Below are 18,502 nucleotides of genomic sequence, written 5' to 3'. Positions count from 1 at the left end.
TTATCCATTTCCACTAAAAAAGTAATATTAAAATTACTATTCTAGTATCTAAGAGCGTCTAAAGGTATGTAATTACTTATTACCTTCAATTTATCTTTTATTTTCCGGGTTTTAACAGTTTAATTGGGGTGAGGGCAATGTTTATAGGCATAGATGACACAGATAGTAGAGAGAGATACTGCACTACCTATATTGGCACACTTCTAATGGAGGAGTTGGAAAAGAGATACAAGATGGATACTCCAAAATTGATACGGATGAATCCGATGGTTAAATATAAAACAAGGGGAAATGGAGGGATTTCTTTAAGAGTTCTCGAAGAGAATTTAAAGGACAGGGATATAGACTATATAAAAAAAACTGTTTTAAAGTACGTAGAAAAGTACTCAGACCTTGAAGATGAAAATACAAATCCAGGAGTGGTTTTTCTAATGGAGAAAGACTATAAAAAAAACAGGGAACTTTTAAAAAAATACTACAAGAAGGTACTTTACGATATTGTGGATTTAGATTATGCAAAAGAGATGGTTGAGAAAGTAGGTGGAGAATACGTATGTTACAAAAAAGGTTACGGTATCATAGGGGCTTTAGGAAGTATAGCATCTTCTGGGCCCTATACCTATGAACTTCTCACCTATAGAAAAAAGGAGAACTGGGGAAAGAAAAGGATAATCGACGATAAGTCTGTTGTAGAGATGGATAGGAAGACATTTCCTTATACCTTCAACAACGTTGATGGAGATAAGCAGATAATTGCACCTAATACTAAGTGTCCAGTTCTCTATGGTATCAGGGGGGTAAACAAAGAGATACTTTTAGAGGCTATGAAGATGGTAAAATGTGAAGAGAAGATAGATAGATATATGATATTTAAAACTAACCAGGGTACAGATGCTCATCTAAGACCAATGAAGATAAAAGATATCTATCCAAACACTGGTGTTATAGTCCATGGAGTGGTTACAGAAGACCCTAAGAGTATAAGAGGAGGAGCTGTAATCTTTAAGGTTTGTGATAATACTGGGGAGATTTCCTGTGTGGCCTATGAACCTACAAAAGGATTTAGGGATATTGTAAGAAAGTTAAAAAAGGGGGACATGGTAGGTGTGTACGGCACTGTAAGGGAGAAACCTTTTGGTATAAACCTGGAGAAGTTGAAAATTGTTAAATTGGCTAAGGTATATATGAAGGATAAGAAATGTTCCTGTGGAGGTACTTTGAAATCAAAAGGGGTTAAAAGTGGATACGTATGTAACAGGTGTAAGAAGAGAGTAAATTATAACAGCATAAAACTGATAGAAGTAAAGAGAGATATCTCAGAGGGATTTTACGAAGTACCGCCTTCTGCAAGGAGACATCTAAGTAAACCTCTGTTGCTGTTTTAAAGTATATATGGGGAATAGAGTTAACAGAATCTATTCTTAGAAAAGAGTCATCTCTTCCTCAATGTTCAGGCGAGTAGGAGAGAATGTATTTATAGTTGGATAGAAGTTTTTATTTTATTTTTTATTTTAAAAACAGTTTTTTGTTATTTATTTTATTGTTATTTTATTTTTAATAATAATTGTTATTACCTTTTTTTGATGGGAACTGGGATAATATAGATATTATTATTATATCTTATAATTCTTCGATAAAACAAGTAATAATGTTATTATACAAAATTTATATGTCAAATTCTACAAGAGCATTAGGGATGTTTAATTAAACAATCACAGTAATAAAGTGATGTTATGCTATCGGATATACTAAGAGGGAATATAGAGAAGAAAACTATAACACAGATATATGGCCCTCCAGGTGTGGGAAAAACAAATATTGCTATAATATCTATGGTCTACTTTGTGAGGAGAGGTTATAGAGTAGTATATGTCGATACAGAGGGAGGACTCTCTGTTGAGAGAATAAGACAAATATCTGGAAGGGATTTTGAAAAGGTTCTCGAGAACTTAACACTCTATGAACCAGAAACTTTCGAGGAACAGTCCAAAGTCCTTGAAAAACTCTTTTATATAAAAAACATAGGTTTAGTAATCATAGATGGGATATCTTCCCTCTATAGGTTGGAACTCTCCGACGACGTTCATAGGAACGCCCTTCTTAACAGGATACTTGGAAAACAGATACTTACCTTGTTAAAACTTGCTAAAAAAAAGAACGTAGCAGTTTTGTTAACTAATCAGATTAGTGATACATACACTGGAGTTAAGCCTATAGGTGGTATAGTACTAGAATATTGGAGTAAAACTATTGTAAGAATGGAAAGGATAAACGAAATCAGGGAAGCCATTTTAGAAAAACATAGATACATTAAAGAAGGAGAGAGGGTTAAATTTAGGATAGTAAATGAGGGAATTGAAATTCTCAAGAGGTGATTTTACACTTATTTCCTCTCCTCTTAAAAATCTCAAAATTCTACACCTTTTTCCTTCTATATTCTGTTTCAAAGTTTTTGTTGTAAAGTTTTGAATACTCATATTCCTTAGGACATAGTACATCTCCCACTATTATCAATGCAGTTTTCCTTATGTTAGCCTCTTTAACCTTGAGGGCAATATCTTCCAATGTCCCTTTAACTACCTTCTCATCCTTCCAAGAGGCCTTATAAACAACTGCAACTGGAGTATCCTTTCTGTATCCCCCCTCTATCAACTCAGATACAACCTTATCTATCATTCCTACTCCTAAGAATATAGCCATAGTGGATCTATGTCTGGCCAACTCTTTTAAACTCTCTCCTTCAGGTTTCGGTGTCCTCCCCTCAGGCCTTGTGATTATAACAGTTTGAGACACTTTTGGAAGTGTCAATTCCACCTTTAAAGAACTTGCTGCTGCAGATAGGGATGTTACTCCAGGTATTATTTCAACCTCTATATTATGCTTTTTTAACTCATCTATCTGCTCCTTGATTGCACCGTATATTGAGGGATCCCCTGTGTGTAACCTTACAACTTTTAAACCCTTTTCTACTCCATCTACCATTACTTTAACTATCTCCTCCAGATCCATAGTGGCACTGTTGTAGATCTTGGCGTTCTTCCTGTTATATTTCAAAATTTCCTTATTTACAAGAGAACCTGCATATACGATAATATCTGCTTCCTCTATAGCCTTCTTTCCCTTTAAAGTTATCAACTCTGGATCTCCAGGTCCTGCGCCTACTATTATTACCTTCCCTGCCATAATACCCCAAATAAAAATCAAATAAAAATCTAGATAAAAAATACAGATAAAAAAATAAAATCTAAACTTCGTCCTCTGGTTTACACCGAGTATTAAGAAAGTAGAAATGGATTTTTCTATTAAACTATTAAACCTTTTAAAAATATTATTTTCATATACCTACGAGTTGTAGTTATAATTTAAGGTGCATATCTAACACTCTTCAGCCATTTCAAGTCATTCCTATGTAGTTCCCTTATATCCTTTAGCCCTAACTTAAGCATCGCTAATCTACTCAATCCAATTCCCCAGGCCAGCACAGGTTTATCTATATCCAGGGGTGCAAGAACTTCAGGTCTGAACATACCTGCTCCCAATATCTCGAGCCAGCCCTTACCCTCCAGATACACCTCAGCTTCTAAGGAAGGTTCTGTAAATGGGAAGTATGCAGGTCTTACCCTAACTCTATCAAAGCCTAACTTCCTTAGAAACTCCACCAATATACCTATAAGGTTGTCAAAATTAACATTTTTATCCATAACTATACCGTCACACTGGTAGAACTCAGGTAGATGTTTGTAATCTATAGCTTCATTTCTAAATACCCTGTCTATACAGAACACTTTATGAGGTTTCTCCTTCTCCTCCTGAGATAAGGATGCCAAGTATCTAATAGATGATACCGTAGTATGGGTCCTTAAAACGGTTCTCCTAGATATCTCCTCCTGAAATTCGTAGTTCCATCCCTTAGATACCTTTCTCCCATCTACAGTCCCTCTCTCATGTACTTCTTTAACTTTTCTTAGAAGTTCCTCAGGGATCTCTCCACTCTTAGGGTACTTTAAGAAGAAGGTATCCTGCATATCCCGAGCAGGGTGGTCCTGGGGCTCAAAGAGTATATCGAAGTTCCAGAACTCTGTCTCCACTATTGGGCTCTTTACTTCCTTGAATCCCATACTTAATAGTACTTCTCTAACTTCGTATATCATCCTAGTTAACGGATGATACTTTGCAGGATAAACCTCTTCTGTAGGAACTCCTACATCGTAGGGCCTAATGTAACATTCTTTCCATCTACCTGAGATAATATCTTCTCTAGTTAATTGGGTGATCTCTTCCTTTATCTCTATAGGTTCTTTTATATACTCCTTACCTTTTTCCGTCAATCTGATAGATCTCTCTGTTGTCTCCTCTATCTCAACCAGTCCCCTCTTCTTAAGTATATTTAGGATATCAGGAGGATATTTTTCTATATTACCGTCTATCTTGATATTTTTAAGTACCTCTTCTTCTTCATCTCTATAATCCAAAGTTTTAAAGTGTATAACCCCTTTCTCTATTTTGGCTATACCCTTTCTTTTTAGGTATCCAAGTGCAGGATTTATCTCCGATTTGTCCAGGATATCTTTAACATCCTCTATAGGTATATGAGTGATACCCTTCTTCTTCAGATACTCTGCTATCCTCCTCTCGGGAAGTCCTTCCTTTAAGGTTTTTTCACCTCTCTCAGTTAGTTTTACGTATTTTCTTCTCCTCTCTACAATATCCACCAACCCCTTACCTGAGAGCCATAGGGCACTTCTCATAACCTTTGTCTCAGATCCCATTAGTTCGTTCCTAGATAACTCTTTGACAGGTATCTCCTCTTTTCCACTATCTTGGAATATTTTTAGGAGTTTTTTCTCGTCTATGTGCAACTCCATACTATCACTTATATGTTTGTATGTCTAAAAAGTATAAAAATCCCGTTCCCATTAAAAATCCTATAAAAATTAACAATTATTATAACAATTATAAAAAAATAACGAAAAAGGTTTTGAAATAGAAAATTCCTATATTATATATCACGAAAAATTCCTCATCTTATTCCAGTGCTCTGGAAATAGTCCATTGTTTTTTATTGTGATAATTTCTATCTGTTATTTTATAAATTCTCTATTATTATTTACCTTATTGTTTTTTATATCAGTTATTTTTATTGTTAATTATTGATATCTCCTACTCAGTATCCCTCTTTCTTCTTTAGTTTCGATTAAGGAGATTCTCTTCTTTTACCCAAAAAGGAATAGTATCCTCTTAGAGAGCCTAACTACACCTTTAGAACTGAGACTAGTTTCCATATAGATATCTGTATTATCTATCCTATAGAAACTCTTAAATTGTTAGGATTCTTTGTAAAATTGTATAGAACTTCCTCTGTTCCCAACCCCCTCACTTAGTGGTAAATAGAATCATCAACTGATACCATTTGTCAGTACTGCAAGTTTTACACCTTCCTTAAAGGAGTAGTTTAAAAGTTGCTCCTGATGTCTCTCTAAGTTTTCATTCACCTTCTTAACCTCGATGAACACCTTAATTCTACCGTTACATTTAAAGGGCGTAATCTACCTTCCCACCACCTACAGAATACTTTGGATAAACCTCATCTATGTTAAAGGGATCACCCCAAGGCCTTTAAAATCCTAAGAACTACAGCCTGTTTAGTAGCAGCCTCGTCAAAATATTGGAGGCGTCTATCCCTTCTAACTATCACCTTATCAGAAGGGACTGATCGTATGAGACATTTTCACTCCTTTCAACTTTTAATCTATTTTCCTCCCCTTTCTTTAAAAACCTCCTGTAAAGACATTTTGGGTAGTTGGAACATCCTAAGAACTCCCCCTTTTTTGTCTTAATTAACTTAAGTTTCCCACCACACCATGGGCATATATCATCTCTCATCTGTTTCCTTATCTCGTCTACCAGTGAAAACCCACTTTTACACAACCTGTATCTGTTGTATCTAACTATTCTACTCTTAGTATCCACATATACTATGTAGTTTTTGAAAAGTTCCACATTTTCCAGATCTACAATAATCTCTTTTTCTGTCACTTTGAAACCTCTAGTTATCTCCATATTTGTCTTTAGAGGGAGTAACCAGTAACCCTCTCCAGAGTAGTTAAGAAGCCCCGCCTTATACTTCAACCTCCCTATTAGCCAGTTGTAATCTCTGTTGGCAATATATCTAATACTCTCTTCTACACTGTTGAATACATTCCTATCTTTCATCTTTTCTAAAACCTCTACTATATGAGGATCTCCACTTCTGTATTCTTGTAGTAGTAGTTTTTCGGCAACCTTTACAAACTTATCTTTATCTATCTTAACACATAGAAGAAGTCCGTGAAATCCATTTGCAACTATATACTTCTCCTTCTCCAGAATATCCTTTCTATCAAATTTAAAGTATACCCTTACATTTATGAACTTGTTTCCATTCTCGGAGATTCCCTTATTTATTACATACTCCTCCCTGTAGTTGGCTGTAACTCCATAGTAGAAAACTGGATTCTTCCCATGTTTCAGGCCAATTATAGATATAAGACCTTCAGGTACCCTCCAGTTCTGGTTCCAGGTTTTACTACTTAACTCTGTTATGTTGAAGTGTATATTCCTTGTAAGTAGTTGGAACAACTCTTCCATCTCTCATCCCTCTTTATTCTATTGTTATATTAATAATATTAAATATTTAAATTAAAATGATTTTAAAAATTATTGTAGAAATGGTTCAGGTAGTTTCTCATCTTCACACTCTACAACCATCAAGTAAGGTTTATTTTTCCTGAGGTAGTATCTTATATTTGGCTTAATATCATCGATATCTTCGATATAGATGTTATCTATACCGTATCCATCTGCTATTTTGTTGAAATCTGGGTTCTTAAGTCTACAGAAACTGTTCAACTTATTGTTCTTCATCACTATAAGAAGTATCTTTAAGTTGTTCTCCTCCAATGTGGAGAGTTCCTGGAGGTTCATCTGGAAACCTCCATCTCCACTTATGGAGATTACTTCCCTTTGGATGTTGTAATCTATACATCCCAACTTGACACCTATGGATGCAGGAAGTCCAAAACCCATGGTACCCATACCATGGGAAGAGATAATACTTCTAGGTAATTTGCACATTCTAAGCAGTGATACAAAAACTGTATGGTTTCCAGCATCTGTAACAACAATACTATCTTCCGGTATGTTTTTCAGTATTTCCAGCACCTTGGAGGAGTAGTCTCCTAAATCTAATATAAAGGTATCTTTCTCTGGAGACTCTACCTCTGGAAAGGTTTTCTCTATTTCTTCGACTATACACTTAATATCATCTAGAGAGTTGATTCTTACATTAAGAGGTGTTATCTTTTTTAAAGTGTTCTCCCTTATACCTTCAGGTATGGTGTTGTAGGACAAACTTGTTCCGATGGAGATTATCTTGTTACTCTCTAGTAGATATCTATTTGCAGTAGGAGTACCTCTCCTTCCAACTAACCCCAGGTTGTAGTTATGAGTCTCTTCGACAACACCCCTTGCAGGGAATGTGGTAACAAGAGGTATATTTAACTTCTTAAGTATTTTGTTTATCTTCATTAAGTCTCTATATTTTAAAGTGCCGTATATTCCCTGGCCTATAAGTATTAAAGGTTTTTTAACGTCTCTGTTATCTTCAATAATCTTAATTTTTTCTTTTAAATTATTATTTTCATTATAGTTATTATCTACTATAATTTCCATACTACCAATATCCTTGGGTATATTCAGGGATACAGGTTTTTTACTATTTAGACATTCGTTAAACGCCCTGACGATAATATTAGGATCTGGCTTATCTACGAAGTACCCTCTGTAGATATTTAGAAAATCTATAGTTATCTCCTGAAAGTAATTTTTATTTATATACTTTCTTTTACATCTTCCTGTAATGGCTAAAATCGAGGAAGAATCTTTATATGCGGTAAATATTCCAGTTGTCAAATTTGTAGCTCCAGGTCCAGCAGTTACCAAACATACGCCTACGTAGTTAGTAATCCTGGCATACCCATCTGCCATGTGTACAGCTCCCTGTTCATGTCTAACTAGAATGTTTCTTATAGATGAGTCCTCCAATCCCTTGTATATATCTATTATCTGCTCTCCAGGGTAGGAAAATACTGTTTTTATACCTCTATCTAATAAAAAATCCACTATATAATCACTGAACTTCATATAAATCCCTTAAAAGAAAAGAAAATAGTAATAAAAATAATATAATATTAAAAGTAATTAAAAGTAAAAAATAATATAAAAATTTGTAATTACTCTACCAGCAACTTTGCAGTTTCTGGTGTGTACTTCCAATTCTCAGGTAGTACCTTCTTCCTCCTATAGTATTTAACTAATCTCTTAATTTTTGACTCTATCAGTTGTAATCCTCTCCTGGAATGTAAGTCCTTTGGATGATTCTCTAAATGATTTCTTAAATTAACTGCCCTTTTCATCAAATTCAACAGGTCTTCAGGTACTTCTGGATAGACGTTGTGTTCCTTCATTATCTTACTTATACTTTTTCCAGTTATCAGTTTTACATCTGGAATACCGTATGTATCCCTTAAGATAAGCCCAATCACTGCAGATTGATATCCCTTCTTTGCCAGTTCAACAACTTTTTGTTCCACTTCTTCAGGAGTCATGGTAATCCACTTTGGAGGTTCTGTCCTTAGAGGTTTCTTAGAACCTGAGGCTCCTCTTCTCCTTGCGTGCATCCTTGCCATGTTTTCACCATCTAGTTATTATCATGTTATCTTTCTTGTTATCTTACGATTTCTTAGAAGTATCTACTGATAATATAAATATCTTTTGGTAAAGTATATTAAGATATTGTTAGATAAAAGTTAGATAAAAGTTTTTACCTCCTTTTTTAAAGAGATTGAGAATATATTTTAGGTGAAATTGTGATACTGATCGATGAGAACACTAGAGCTATTGTCCAAGGTATAACTGGAAGACAGGGGAGTTTCCATACTAAGGAGATGTTAGACGTTGGAACTAAGATAGTGGCAGGAGTTACACCTGGAAAAGGGGGAAAGGAAATACATGGGATACCTGTTTATGACACTGTAAAGGAAGCTGTGGAGGAGCATGATGTAAATGCTTCTGTGCTCTTCGTTCCAGCACCTGCAGTGAAGGATGCTGTCTATGAAGCTATAGATGGAGGTATAGAATTGATAGTGATCATCACTGAACATGTACCTGTGCATGATACTGTGGATATAGTGAATTACGGAAGAAAGAAAGGGGTTAAAATCATAGGGCCGAATACACCAGGTATAGCTTCTCCTAAGTTTGGTAAGTTAGGGATAATACCTGCCAGGGTTTTAAAGGAAGGATATATTGGAATGGTGTCCAGGAGTGGTACCTTAACCTACGAGATAGCCAACCAGTTGGTAGTTAGTGGTTATGGACAGTCCACCTGCGTTGGAATAGGGGGGGATCCTGTAGTAGGCACTGATTTTATAGACATCCTCCAGTTATTTGAGAAGGATAGAGATACAGATGCTGTTGTAATGGTAGGGGAGATAGGAGGTAGTAGTGAGGAGAGGGCAAGTGAATATATAAAAAAGATGGAGAAACCTGTAGTTGCATACATCGCAGGGATTAGTGCACCAGAGGGTAAAAGGATGGGTCATGCAGGTGCAATAATCGAGAGAGGTTTAGGCACTGTAGAGAGTAAAATGAGGGCTTTAAGAGATGCAGGTGCCTACGTTGTAAGGAGAATCTCTGAAATACCTACAGTATTGAAGGAGGTTTTATAGTAATAGTGATAATAGTAATAATAATTATAAAAGTAATAATAATTATAAAAATGGGAATAAAGATTATTAGAAAGTCTTTTTAAACCTTCTGAAGTATACTGAAGTATATTACTACTCCTTTTACCATCTGTTTTTATTATCTTCATTTAATAACTAATTTTCAAATTAATAATGAAAAGTAAGAAGGGGTATTATGACGTTAGTAGAGAAGATAATATCTAAAAAGTTAGGTAGAGAAGTCTATGAGGGTGATACAGTAGAGGTAGATATAGAGCTGGCTATGACTCATGACGGTTCTACACCACTTGCTGTAAAAGCCTTTAAGGAGATAGCCAGTAAGATTTGGGATAGGGAGAGGATAGTAATCAGTTTTGATCACAACATCCCTGCAAATACTGTAAAGGCTGCAAATATGCATAAAATTACAAGGGAGTTTGTAAGGGAGCAGAAAATAAAGTATGTTTATAGGGAAGGAGAGGGCATATGTCATCAGGTGTTAATTGAGAAAGGACATGTGAAACCTAACATGGTTATCGCTGGAGGGGACAGTCATACATGTACTTACGGTGCCCTCGGTGCATTTGCAACAGGCTTTGGAGCTACAGACATGGGCTATATATTTGCAACTGGTAAAACCTGGATAAAGGTACCTAAGACTATAAGGGTTAATATCGTGGGGAGTAATGATAGAATCACATCCAAGGATATAGTACTTAGGGTTTGTAAGGAGGTTGGAAGAAGAGGAGCTATATATATGGCTATAGAGTATGGGGGAGAGGTTGTTAAGAGAATGGATGTAGAGGATAGGGTGGTACTCTGTAATATGGCTGTAGAGATGGGAGCGAAGGTTGGTATTGTTGAGGCAGATGAGAAAACCTATGAGTATCTAAGGGATAAGGTAAGTAATGAAGAGTTAGCATATCTTATACGAAACAGAATATCCGTAGATGAGAAGGAGGAGAGTTATTACAAGACAGTAGATATAGATATTACAGACATGGAAGAGCAAGTTGCATGTCCTCACTATCCAGATAACGTTAAACCTGTCTCTGATGTAGTAGGTACTCCTGTAGATCAGGTATTTATAGGTTCCTGTACCAACGGGAGGCTGAAAGATCTTAGAATGGCTGCAAGATATCTAAAGGGTAAGATGGTGCATAGAGATGTAAGGCTGATTGTTATCCCTGCTTCAAAGAAAGTATTTGAGGATGCTTTAAAGGAAGGACTGATAAAGATATTCCTCGAAGCAGGTGCTATTATATGTCCTCCAGGTTGTGGTCCATGTCTCGGTGCTCATCAGGGTGTTTTGGGAGATGGTGAAGTATGTCTATCTACTTCTAATAGGAACTTTAAAGGCAGGATGGGTAGTACTAATGCAAAAATATATTTATCATCTCCAGTAGTTGCGGCAAAGAGTGCTGTTAAGGGATATATAACTAATGAATGATTTTGAAATAGTCTAGTATTTAAACCTATTTAATATATTAAACAATATTATTTAACAAAAGAATTATTATAAAATGTATTATTGATGTATAATACCTAATGAGGTTGTTATCAAAAAATTTCATAGAAAAATATATATTCTTCTATTGTATCCCACTTTCCCTTATTAACCTAACTATTCCTAAAAAAGTGATACCTTAATATACCAATTGAGTTACTCTTTCATACTATCACAACAGTCCCTTAGTTATAATCTCCACACCATTTTCTGTCAGTAGTACAGTATGTTCAGCCTGACTGACTATACCTCTCTTCTTCTCTATCAGTACTGGATAGGCATATATGCAGCCTGAAGATACTAAATTCCTCAGGGCCGATCTGTATCTCACATTCTCCTTTAATATCCACCTCTCGGAAAAGGGCAAATAGGGATACTTATCCTCTATAAGTTTTAACAACTTCCTTGCAATGGGCAATCTAAGGGGCCTTACCCTGAGAAATTTAAATATATATCTCTCACTACCATCTACAACCTGTCCGAAACCTTCTGTAGCGAAAGGTTCTATTGCCACAATATCTCCAACATCTATACACTCGTTAGACGTTTCTCTCACATTTGGAATATTTATTCCAGAGTGTAGTAAATATCTCTCCATCACATGACCAGAGAGATTAGATATAGGTTTATACCCATAACTCTCGATAACTTCCTGGATAATAGCCCCTATCTCTCCTACCTTCATAGGTGGCACTATCTCCTTAATTGCAGATCTGAGAGCATCCTCCGATGCTTTCTTTAAATCACTATAAGATCCTGAAAGATCTACAGTTATAGCACCATCTGCTATATACCCATCTACATGGACTCCAATATCTAACTTTACAACATCCCCTTCTGAAAACTCCTTTTCATCCATATAACATGGGGAGTAGTGAGCTGCAACCTCGTTTATAGAGATGTTGCAGGGAAAGGCAGCACCTCCTCCAAGTTCTACTATCCTACTTTCAACGTACTCAGCTACATCTAGAAGTTTCACTCCTGGTTTAACAAGTTTTACAGCCTCCTCCATTACTTTAACATGTATCTCTCCAGCCCTCTTTAACTTCTCCATCTTCTCCTCTAAGTTATCCATATTATCCCATTATCTCTTCTTTGTCACTATAGTTAGTATGTCACCATCCTCAAGGACATGGTTAAGTCCTACCCTCTGTCCAGGATGTTTGGCAGATTTTCCCCAAACCTGGGCGTATCTAAAGTTCTTAACAAAATCCCTATGAAGTTTATTACATACATCCTCAACTGTAGAGTTCTTCAAGAGTACTAATGGCTCGTCTAGATCAGGTTTTTTACCCTGAGGTTTAAGATAAACCTTGATAAACCCTAAGGTGTTATAGATCTTCTCCTTTAACTCCTCCAAGTTTATCTCCCTGTATCCAGATACCAACACATACTCCCTATCCTCCAACTTCTTCTTAATTCTCCTTATAAGTTCCTCATCTGCCAGATCTATCTTATTGACTACTACAAGGGATGGAATATATACCCTGTTTCCACTTATCACATCTATAAGTTGATCCACTGTAATATCTTCCCTTATTACAACATCTGCATTATGAATCTTGTTCTCCTGGAGCACTGCCCTTATAGTCTCCTCATCTATCTTAGTCAGAGGTACAGTACTACTTACAGTAATCCCTCCTCTGTCCTTTTTAACTATCTTAACGTCTGGAGGTTTCTCATCTAACCTTATACCTACGTTGTAAAGTTCCTTCTCCAATACAGGTAGATGATCAAGTGTAAAGACATCTACCACAAGCAGTATTAGATCTGCACTTCTAACGGCAGAGAGTACCTCACTACCTCTCCCCTTTCCCACAGAAGCCCCTGCTATAATCCCTGGAGCATCTAACACCTGTATCTTCGCCCCTTTATACTCCAAGATACCTGGTACTATGGTTAAAGTTGTGAAGGCATAAGCACCCACCTCTGAATTTGCATTGGTAAGTTTATTCAATAGAGTAGATTTACCAACTGATGGAAACCCAACAAATGCTACTGTAGCATCTCCAGTCTTCTTAACTGCATAGGAGTACCCTGAACTTCCACCCCTTGGTTTATTCTGAAGATCCCTCAACTTAGCAAGCTTTGCCTTCAATATACCTATATGTTTCTGAGTAGCTTTATTGTACTTCGTCCTCCTAAGCTCCTCTTCTATTCTCCTTATCTCCTCCTCTATCTTCATAAGGATCACCGTTGTTGTAAAGTTTAGAACATCTCTCTCCTAACATTATTTTAAGAGTTTATTATAAATTTATTAATAATGATTAATATAATTAGATTTAAAAAATTAGAAATAAAAATAATAATAACATTAGTCCCTGTTAGAAAGATTCATATGTATCTGGAAGTACCGAGGAAGGTATTTATTTTTAATAACAATTTTTTACCTATTTATCGTTATCCAGTCTTTCATTTAAAAATCTTTTAAAATCAGATCTTATATTTTCCAAACACCTCTCATCATTTAAAATATTAGACTTCAGATTTTTTAAAAACTCCTTTCTAAGTTTTAAAATCACTCTAATATCTTTTCCCTTCACAACATCCTTTTTAATATACTCCCCAACAACATCCCTGGTTATCTTATCTACTTTATCCCATATCTGTTTTTTAGAGTTGTCTTCTTTTCTATTTTTCTCTATTTTAGACTTCTTAACACCTTTATCGAGAATAATATTGACTATTTTATCAAAATTTATCTCCCGATGGGTGTCCACTACGATGTCGGGTCTATCCCATGCATACTTCATTCCAGGTTCATCAAATTTATTGTACATCTCTAAAATCAGCTCATTTGGGACTTTCTTCCCTCTCTTTATATTCCTCTCTAATATAACATCCAGTGGTGCTCTTAAATAAATAATCATGTAATCCTTGTTCCTCCTCTTTGCAATACTTATCAGATCTCTCCTCTTTGAGTTATAATAGTTAGTATCATCTACTATTACGTAGAACTTTCTTAAGGCACTGTCTATAAATTGATAGGTTGTGTTCTTTATATACTCCTCGTATTCTCTCTTCCACACTGGAAAACATTCTCTTATAACATCACTCCCTATTACTATGTTATCTACACCTCTGAGATAAAGTTCCTTAGAAAGTCTCTTTGCAAAGGTACTCTTCCCCACAGATGGGAGGCCCACAAGTATTATCAGCATAGTTATCACATTAAGATATACTTATTAAGAATATTAATAGCAATTAGAATATTAAAAATTCTATTAAGAAAATTATATATAACTGAATAACATAATTACCGCTAAAGACTGGGTTAGAGGTGGTAATATGAAGATATCACCGCTACAGGCTGGGTTATTTGCAGGACTCTCAGGAGCAATTCTGCAGGCAGTTTTTAAAGTTACACCTCCTCCAGCCTACGGTTTATGTATTGCATGTCATACAAGGGATTTGATAAACTGGATAGTGAACAGTATAGCAGGTACAACATTGGGGTTAGCTCCAGTATCGAAATTTTTCCCTGTTTTAACTGTGGTAGGTATATTTTTAGGGGCGTTAATAGGTGCTGTTATCCACAAAGACTTTAAGCTTAGATCCACCAAAAACTTAGGGGTTAGTTTCATCCTTGGATTCCTTGTGATAAATTTCGCCCTCTTAATGGGAGGCTGTCCTATTAGAATGAGTTTAAGAACTAGTTATGGAGATATATTTGGTATAATCGGCCTTCTAGGATTGTTCATCGGAGTTGTAATAGGAAGTGAACTGTATCTAAAAAGGAATCTTAAAATAGCATAGGTGATATCATGGGGGAATATCTACCTGCTATAGGGACACTTATATTCGGTATCCTAATTGGATATCTTGGGCAGAGAGCTGCACTCTGTTTTATTGGGGGAATGAGAGATCTTTATCTAATTAGAGATACATGGCTTATAAAAGGACTCCTGGGATTTCTTGGAGGTTCTTTAATAGGATACATTATATTCTATGGATTAGGTATGATCCCTTCCTTTCCATGGATCTTGGAGAAGGGCCTAACTGCCATACCGGGGGATGCTGCAGGTAGTGCTGGATTTATGGCACACTTCTTAGTTACAATAATTGGTGGAATAGGAGTAGGATTTTTATCTGTTATACAGGGTGGATGTCCTTTTAGAAACTATGTTATGGCAGCCGAGGGAAATAAAAGTGCAATGACCTATATCCTCGGATTACTAGTTGGTGCTGTAGTGTTCCATCTATTTGTACTACCAGTTATAAAGATGTTGTTATAAATATTATTTTATAATTTTATAATTTTATAATAATTTATTAATTTATTTTAAATAATTTTTATTGTTATAATGGTGATATCGTGGGATTTATCCCTTCTTTTATCTCCTCTATTTTTAAAAAGGTTAAAAAGAAAGAAGAAGAAAAGAAGGGCCATAGAGGGCTGATAATTTTTAAAAGTGTTAAAGAAGCTATAAAGGCGGAGGAGATCTTAAAGGGATACTCTATAAAGGTTGTTGCCCCACCTCCTGAGATCAGAGAAGGATGTGATCTAGCTTTAGAGTACGACATGGTAGAGGAGATAGGGATAAAAAGGGAACTGGAGAAAAATAACTTAAAACCTCTAAAGTTCATCCCCCTAAGTGATCCTTCTCTAAAGCCTCTTCAGCTTACAAAGGTAAAGGAATTCAATGATGGTTCCATTATGGTAAGATGTGGAAATATGAAAATAACTGTAGATAGAGAGGGAAACATCCTAAATATATCTGGAGGAGGATGTCCAGATGTGCCCTACCTTGCAATGAAATTGAAGGGAAGGAATATACTGGAGATTCCTGAAGGGGAGAGTCCAAAGGCATTAGGATACACCTTATGTGCCTATACATTGAATAAATCCTTTGAAGAGGCCAGGAGAATAGTTAAAGAGAAATATGGGGAGATGTGAAAATGATAATAGCAGGTACTCTACCGATAGAAGGGTTGGATCTTGTTAGGGGAAAGGGAAAACTGAAAGAAAATAGAATAGTTATAGGTAATAAGGAGTTTCCTGTATCCATGGGTACTGGAGCACTAATAGGGGCTTCCATTAAAGTTCACGAGTACTTTGGAGAGGAATTACCAGAGGTTATAACTGCAGGAGATATTGGCACAGGAGAGGGAAGTTTAAAGATATATAAACATCTAAAGGATGTTGATGACGATCTGTTGGTAATACACTATATAAAACCTAAGATTTCTGAGATAATGGAAATAGATTTTTCTCCAAAGATAGTAGCTGATGCAGGAGGAATGTACGCTGCAAAGGCTGCTGGAATAGGGGATAAATTCCACCTCTTTCTCCCAGATGTAGGGGAACTTGCTTTTTTGGCAGATGAGAAGGCTTCACATCCAGCTTACGTTAGGGGATTTATCTCTGAGGTAGACGATAGAGAGGTACCAGAGTTGATAAAGAGAGCCTACAGAAACAGGATGCCTAGGTATATGGTTGTCAAAGGAGAAGTTGATTATATAGTGAAGGATGGGGATATAATAGAGAAAATAGACAATCCAAGAATTGAAACTATGGAGTGTATTGGAGGTACTGGAGATACCCTTACAGGAATTGTATCGTCCCTTATAAGTTGTGGTTATAGAACAGAGGAGGCCTGTATATTAGGTTGTAAGATAAACAGATTACTTGGGGAGATAGTAAATCCTACTCCAAAGACGCAGATTGAAGAGTTGATACTTCAAATACCTAAAGCTCTTGAGATGTTAGGTTTATAAATCTTTTATAACATACTATTCTAATAGTAGGTTTAATAGTCCAAAAAAATAACATTGAGATAGAGGAGATAATGGACGCGGTTATTCTATGTGCTGGAAAAGGTACAAGATTACTACCTTTAACTGAAAATAGACCTAAACCTATGCTTCCAGTAGGAGGGAAACCTATCCTGGAGTATATTATAGAAAAAGTTGAAAATCTTGTAGATAATATTTATCTCGTTGTGAAATACAAAAAAGATGTGATTATAGATTACTTTAGAGATCATCCCAAAGTAAAGTTCGTGGAACAGGGAGATATAGATGGAACTGGATACGCCCTTTTAAGTGCAAGGAATTTTTTAGGGGACGAATTTTTAGTGATAAATGGAGATATTGTCTTTGAGGATCGCCTAAAAGAAATCCTGCTCCATGAGAACGCCATGGGTTTGGTAGAGGTGGAAAATCCTAAAGAGTTTGGAGTGGTTGTATTGGACAGGGAAAGTAATATAGTGGAGATAGAGGAAAAACCTGAGAATCCGAAATCCAACCTGATAAACGGAGGTATTTATAAATTCCAGAGTGATATCTTAGATATACTTGAGGACTTAGAACCTTCAGAGAGAGGTGAAGTGGAACTTACAGATGCCATAAAGGAACTTATAAGGGAGAGAAAAATAAAGGGTATAAAGCTAAAGGGATATTGGAACGACATCGGTAGGCCTTGGGATCTCTTAGATAGCAATAGACATATCTTAAAAGGGATAAAGAGAGAGATAAAGGGAGAAATAGGAGAGAATGTAATAATTGAGGGGAATGTTGTAGTGGAAGAAGATGCTGTGATAAGGCATAACACAGTAATCGAAGGCCCTGCTGTTATAAAATCTGGAGCTGTTGTAGGTCCTTTGACCTATATCAGGCCCTATACAGTCCTTATGGAGGACACCTTTGTAGGAAATTCGTCTGAAATAAAAAACAGTATTATAATGAGAGGTACAAAGATCCCCCATCTGTCCTACATTGGAGACAGTATAATAGGAGAGAACTGTAACTTCGGTTGCAACACCATAACTGCAAATCTGAGATTTGACAACAAGCCGGTAAAGGTAAATATAAAAGGTAGAGTTGTTGAAAGTGTTAGAAAACTTGGAGTGATAATGGGGGACAACGTGAAGACAGGCATTCAAGTGTCATTTATGCCTGGAGTGAAAGTAGGGAGTAACTCTTGGATAGGTCCCAATCTCCTGGTAGATAAGGATGTAAAGTCCAACACTTTTATCTATAAAATAGACGAAAAGAAGGTAAAGAGGCTATAAAAACACTCTATACAACTATAATTAATTTAAAGGGCCAAGAATTACAATAATTATTGTGCTAAAATTTTGCACAAAACCAAAAGGTTTATATATAATAAAGTACTTCTATACTTACTGCTGTGAAGCGGGGTGGGGTAGCCAGGCCGATCCCGCCGGGCTCATAACCCGGAGATCCGAAGTTCAAATCTTCGCCCCGCTACCATTTTTTTATTTTTATA

17 protein-coding genes and 1 tRNA gene are annotated in these 18,502 nt (G+C 36.1%); 10 read left to right on the top strand and 8 right to left on the bottom strand.

Features of this window, described 5'->3' with window-relative positions; genetic code table 11:
* Window positions 1–137 precede the first annotated feature (137 nt).
* Both MHHB_RS03680 and radB read left to right on the top strand, forming a co-directional pair.
* The gene (locus MHHB_RS03680; protein WP_131007255.1) at window positions 138–1,385 is read left to right on the top strand and encodes a tRNA(Ile)(2)-agmatinylcytidine synthase; all 1,248 of its coding nucleotides are present in this window, start codon (window positions 138–140) and stop codon (window positions 1,383–1,385) included.
* Between the two features lie 348 nt (window positions 1,386–1,733).
* Window positions 1,734–2,375, top strand: a complete 642-nt coding sequence (radB, locus tag MHHB_RS03675) for a DNA repair and recombination protein RadB (protein WP_131007254.1) — start codon at window positions 1,734–1,736, stop codon at window positions 2,373–2,375.
* A 40-nt stretch (window positions 2,376–2,415) separates the two neighbouring features.
* Here radB and cobM read toward each other — a convergent pair whose 3' ends face one another.
* The 5 genes from cobM to MHHB_RS03650 all read right to left on the bottom strand — a co-directional run bounded on the left by cobM (window position 2,416) and on the right by MHHB_RS03650 (window position 8,726).
* Entirely contained in the window at window positions 2,416–3,183 is a 768-nt protein-coding gene (gene cobM / locus MHHB_RS03670; RefSeq protein WP_131007253.1) for a precorrin-4 C(11)-methyltransferase, read from the bottom strand.
* A 179-nt stretch (window positions 3,184–3,362) separates the two neighbouring features.
* Complete coding sequence (gene pheS / locus MHHB_RS03665) at window positions 3,363–4,865, bottom strand: phenylalanine--tRNA ligase subunit alpha (protein WP_131007252.1); 1,503 nt, start codon at window positions 4,863–4,865, stop codon at window positions 3,363–3,365.
* A gap of 826 nt (window positions 4,866–5,691) precedes the next feature.
* Window positions 5,692–6,627: a topoisomerase DNA-binding C4 zinc finger domain-containing protein gene (locus MHHB_RS03660; protein ID WP_131007251.1), complete on the bottom strand. Its 936-nt coding sequence runs from the start codon at window positions 6,625–6,627 to the stop codon at window positions 5,692–5,694.
* Window positions 6,628–6,696: 69 nt separating this feature from the next.
* Entirely contained in the window at window positions 6,697–8,181 is a 1,485-nt protein-coding gene (locus tag MHHB_RS03655) for a thiamine pyrophosphate-binding protein (protein ID WP_131007250.1), read from the bottom strand.
* Window positions 8,182–8,270: 89 nt separating this feature from the next.
* On the bottom strand, window positions 8,271–8,726 hold the full coding sequence (locus tag MHHB_RS03650; protein ID WP_131007249.1) for a 30S ribosomal protein S15: 456 nt from the start codon (window positions 8,724–8,726) through the stop codon (window positions 8,271–8,273).
* Between the two features lie 180 nt (window positions 8,727–8,906).
* Here MHHB_RS03650 and sucD point away from each other — a divergent pair, with 180 nt between their 5' ends.
* Window positions 8,907–9,767, top strand: a complete 861-nt coding sequence (gene sucD, locus MHHB_RS03645) for a succinate--CoA ligase subunit alpha (protein WP_131007248.1) — start codon at window positions 8,907–8,909, stop codon at window positions 9,765–9,767.
* A gap of 193 nt (window positions 9,768–9,960) precedes the next feature.
* On the top strand, window positions 9,961–11,214 hold the full coding sequence (gene hacA / locus MHHB_RS03640; RefSeq protein ID WP_131007247.1) for a homoaconitase large subunit: 1,254 nt from the start codon (window positions 9,961–9,963) through the stop codon (window positions 11,212–11,214).
* Between the two features lie 229 nt (window positions 11,215–11,443).
* Here the strand turns inward: hacA and map are convergent, their stop codons facing one another.
* The 3 genes from map to pstK all read right to left on the bottom strand — a co-directional run bounded on the left by map (window position 11,444) and on the right by pstK (window position 14,432).
* Window positions 11,444–12,346 (bottom strand): type II methionyl aminopeptidase, encoded by a 903-nt coding sequence (gene map, locus MHHB_RS03635; protein ID WP_131007246.1) that lies wholly within the window; start codon window positions 12,344–12,346, stop codon window positions 11,444–11,446.
* Between the two features lie 9 nt (window positions 12,347–12,355).
* Window positions 12,356–13,456 (bottom strand): OBG GTPase family GTP-binding protein, encoded by a 1,101-nt coding sequence (locus MHHB_RS03630; RefSeq protein WP_131007245.1) that lies wholly within the window; start codon window positions 13,454–13,456, stop codon window positions 12,356–12,358.
* Window positions 13,457–13,661: 205 nt separating this feature from the next.
* Complete coding sequence (pstK, locus tag MHHB_RS03625) at window positions 13,662–14,432, bottom strand: L-seryl-tRNA(Sec) kinase (protein WP_131007244.1); 771 nt, start codon at window positions 14,430–14,432, stop codon at window positions 13,662–13,664.
* Between the two features lie 127 nt (window positions 14,433–14,559).
* Here pstK and MHHB_RS03620 point away from each other — a divergent pair, with 127 nt between their 5' ends.
* The 6 genes from MHHB_RS03620 (at window position 14,560) to MHHB_RS03595 (ending at window position 18,486) form a co-directional block, all read left to right on the top strand.
* Complete coding sequence (locus tag MHHB_RS03620; RefSeq protein ID WP_131007243.1) at window positions 14,560–15,027, top strand: cytochrome C; 468 nt, start codon at window positions 14,560–14,562, stop codon at window positions 15,025–15,027.
* 8 nt (window positions 15,028–15,035) lie between these two features.
* Window positions 15,036–15,506, top strand: coding sequence for a YeeE/YedE thiosulfate transporter family protein (locus tag MHHB_RS03615; protein WP_131007242.1), 471 nt, complete (start codon window positions 15,036–15,038; stop codon window positions 15,504–15,506).
* A gap of 101 nt (window positions 15,507–15,607) precedes the next feature.
* Complete coding sequence (locus tag MHHB_RS03610) at window positions 15,608–16,168, top strand: DUF3343 domain-containing protein (RefSeq protein ID WP_131007422.1); 561 nt, start codon at window positions 15,608–15,610, stop codon at window positions 16,166–16,168.
* 2 nt (window positions 16,169–16,170) lie between these two features.
* Window positions 16,171–16,989, top strand: coding sequence for an NAD(P)H-hydrate dehydratase (locus tag MHHB_RS03605; protein ID WP_131007420.1), 819 nt, complete (start codon window positions 16,171–16,173; stop codon window positions 16,987–16,989).
* Window positions 16,990–17,060: 71 nt separating this feature from the next.
* Window positions 17,061–18,284, top strand: a complete 1,224-nt coding sequence (gene glmU / locus MHHB_RS03600) for a bifunctional sugar-1-phosphate nucleotidylyltransferase/acetyltransferase (protein WP_131007241.1) — start codon at window positions 17,061–17,063, stop codon at window positions 18,282–18,284.
* Window positions 18,285–18,407: 123 nt separating this feature from the next.
* Window positions 18,408–18,486 (top strand) — tRNA-Met (locus MHHB_RS03595).
* Window positions 18,487–18,502 lie beyond the last annotated feature (16 nt).

Source organism: Methanofervidicoccus abyssi (assembly GCF_004310395.1).
GTDB lineage: Archaea > AGJL01 > Methanococci > Methanococcales > Methanococcaceae > Methanofervidicoccus > Methanofervidicoccus abyssi.
This window is presented reverse-complemented; position numbering and strand designations above follow the sequence as displayed.

What these genes read in the sequence shown, in the direction of transcription:
- MHHB_RS03680 (WP_131007255.1), top strand. Translation starts at nt 138, where the DNA reads ATGTTTATAGGCATAGATGACACAGATAGTAGAGAGAGATACTGCACT.
- radB (WP_131007254.1), top strand. Translation starts at nt 1,734, where the DNA reads ATGCTATCGGATATACTAAGAGGGAATATAGAGAAGAAAACTATAACA.
- cobM (WP_131007253.1), bottom strand. Translation starts at nt 3,183, where the DNA reads ATGGCAGGGAAGGTAATAATAGTAGGCGCAGGACCTGGAGATCCAGAG.
- pheS (WP_131007252.1), bottom strand. Translation starts at nt 4,865, where the DNA reads ATGGAGTTGCACATAGACGAGAAAAAACTCCTAAAAATATTCCAAGAT.
- MHHB_RS03660 (WP_131007251.1), bottom strand. Translation starts at nt 6,627, where the DNA reads ATGGAAGAGTTGTTCCAACTACTTACAAGGAATATACACTTCAACATA.
- MHHB_RS03655 (WP_131007250.1), bottom strand. Translation starts at nt 8,181, where the DNA reads ATGAAGTTCAGTGATTATATAGTGGATTTTTTATTAGATAGAGGTATA.
- MHHB_RS03650 (WP_131007249.1), bottom strand. Translation starts at nt 8,726, where the DNA reads ATGGCAAGGATGCACGCAAGGAGAAGAGGAGCCTCAGGTTCTAAGAAA.
- hacA (WP_131007247.1), top strand. Translation starts at nt 9,961, where the DNA reads ATGACGTTAGTAGAGAAGATAATATCTAAAAAGTTAGGTAGAGAAGTC.
- map (WP_131007246.1), bottom strand. Translation starts at nt 12,346, where the DNA reads ATGGATAACTTAGAGGAGAAGATGGAGAAGTTAAAGAGGGCTGGAGAG.
- MHHB_RS03630 (WP_131007245.1), bottom strand. Translation starts at nt 13,456, where the DNA reads ATGAAGATAGAGGAGGAGATAAGGAGAATAGAAGAGGAGCTTAGGAGG.
- pstK (WP_131007244.1), bottom strand. Translation starts at nt 14,432, where the DNA reads ATGCTGATAATACTTGTGGGCCTCCCATCTGTGGGGAAGAGTACCTTT.
- MHHB_RS03620 (WP_131007243.1), top strand. Translation starts at nt 14,560, where the DNA reads ATGAAGATATCACCGCTACAGGCTGGGTTATTTGCAGGACTCTCAGGA.
- MHHB_RS03615 (WP_131007242.1), top strand. Translation starts at nt 15,036, where the DNA reads ATGGGGGAATATCTACCTGCTATAGGGACACTTATATTCGGTATCCTA.
- MHHB_RS03605 (WP_131007420.1), top strand. Translation starts at nt 16,171, where the DNA reads ATGATAATAGCAGGTACTCTACCGATAGAAGGGTTGGATCTTGTTAGG.
- glmU (WP_131007241.1), top strand. Translation starts at nt 17,061, where the DNA reads ATGGACGCGGTTATTCTATGTGCTGGAAAAGGTACAAGATTACTACCT.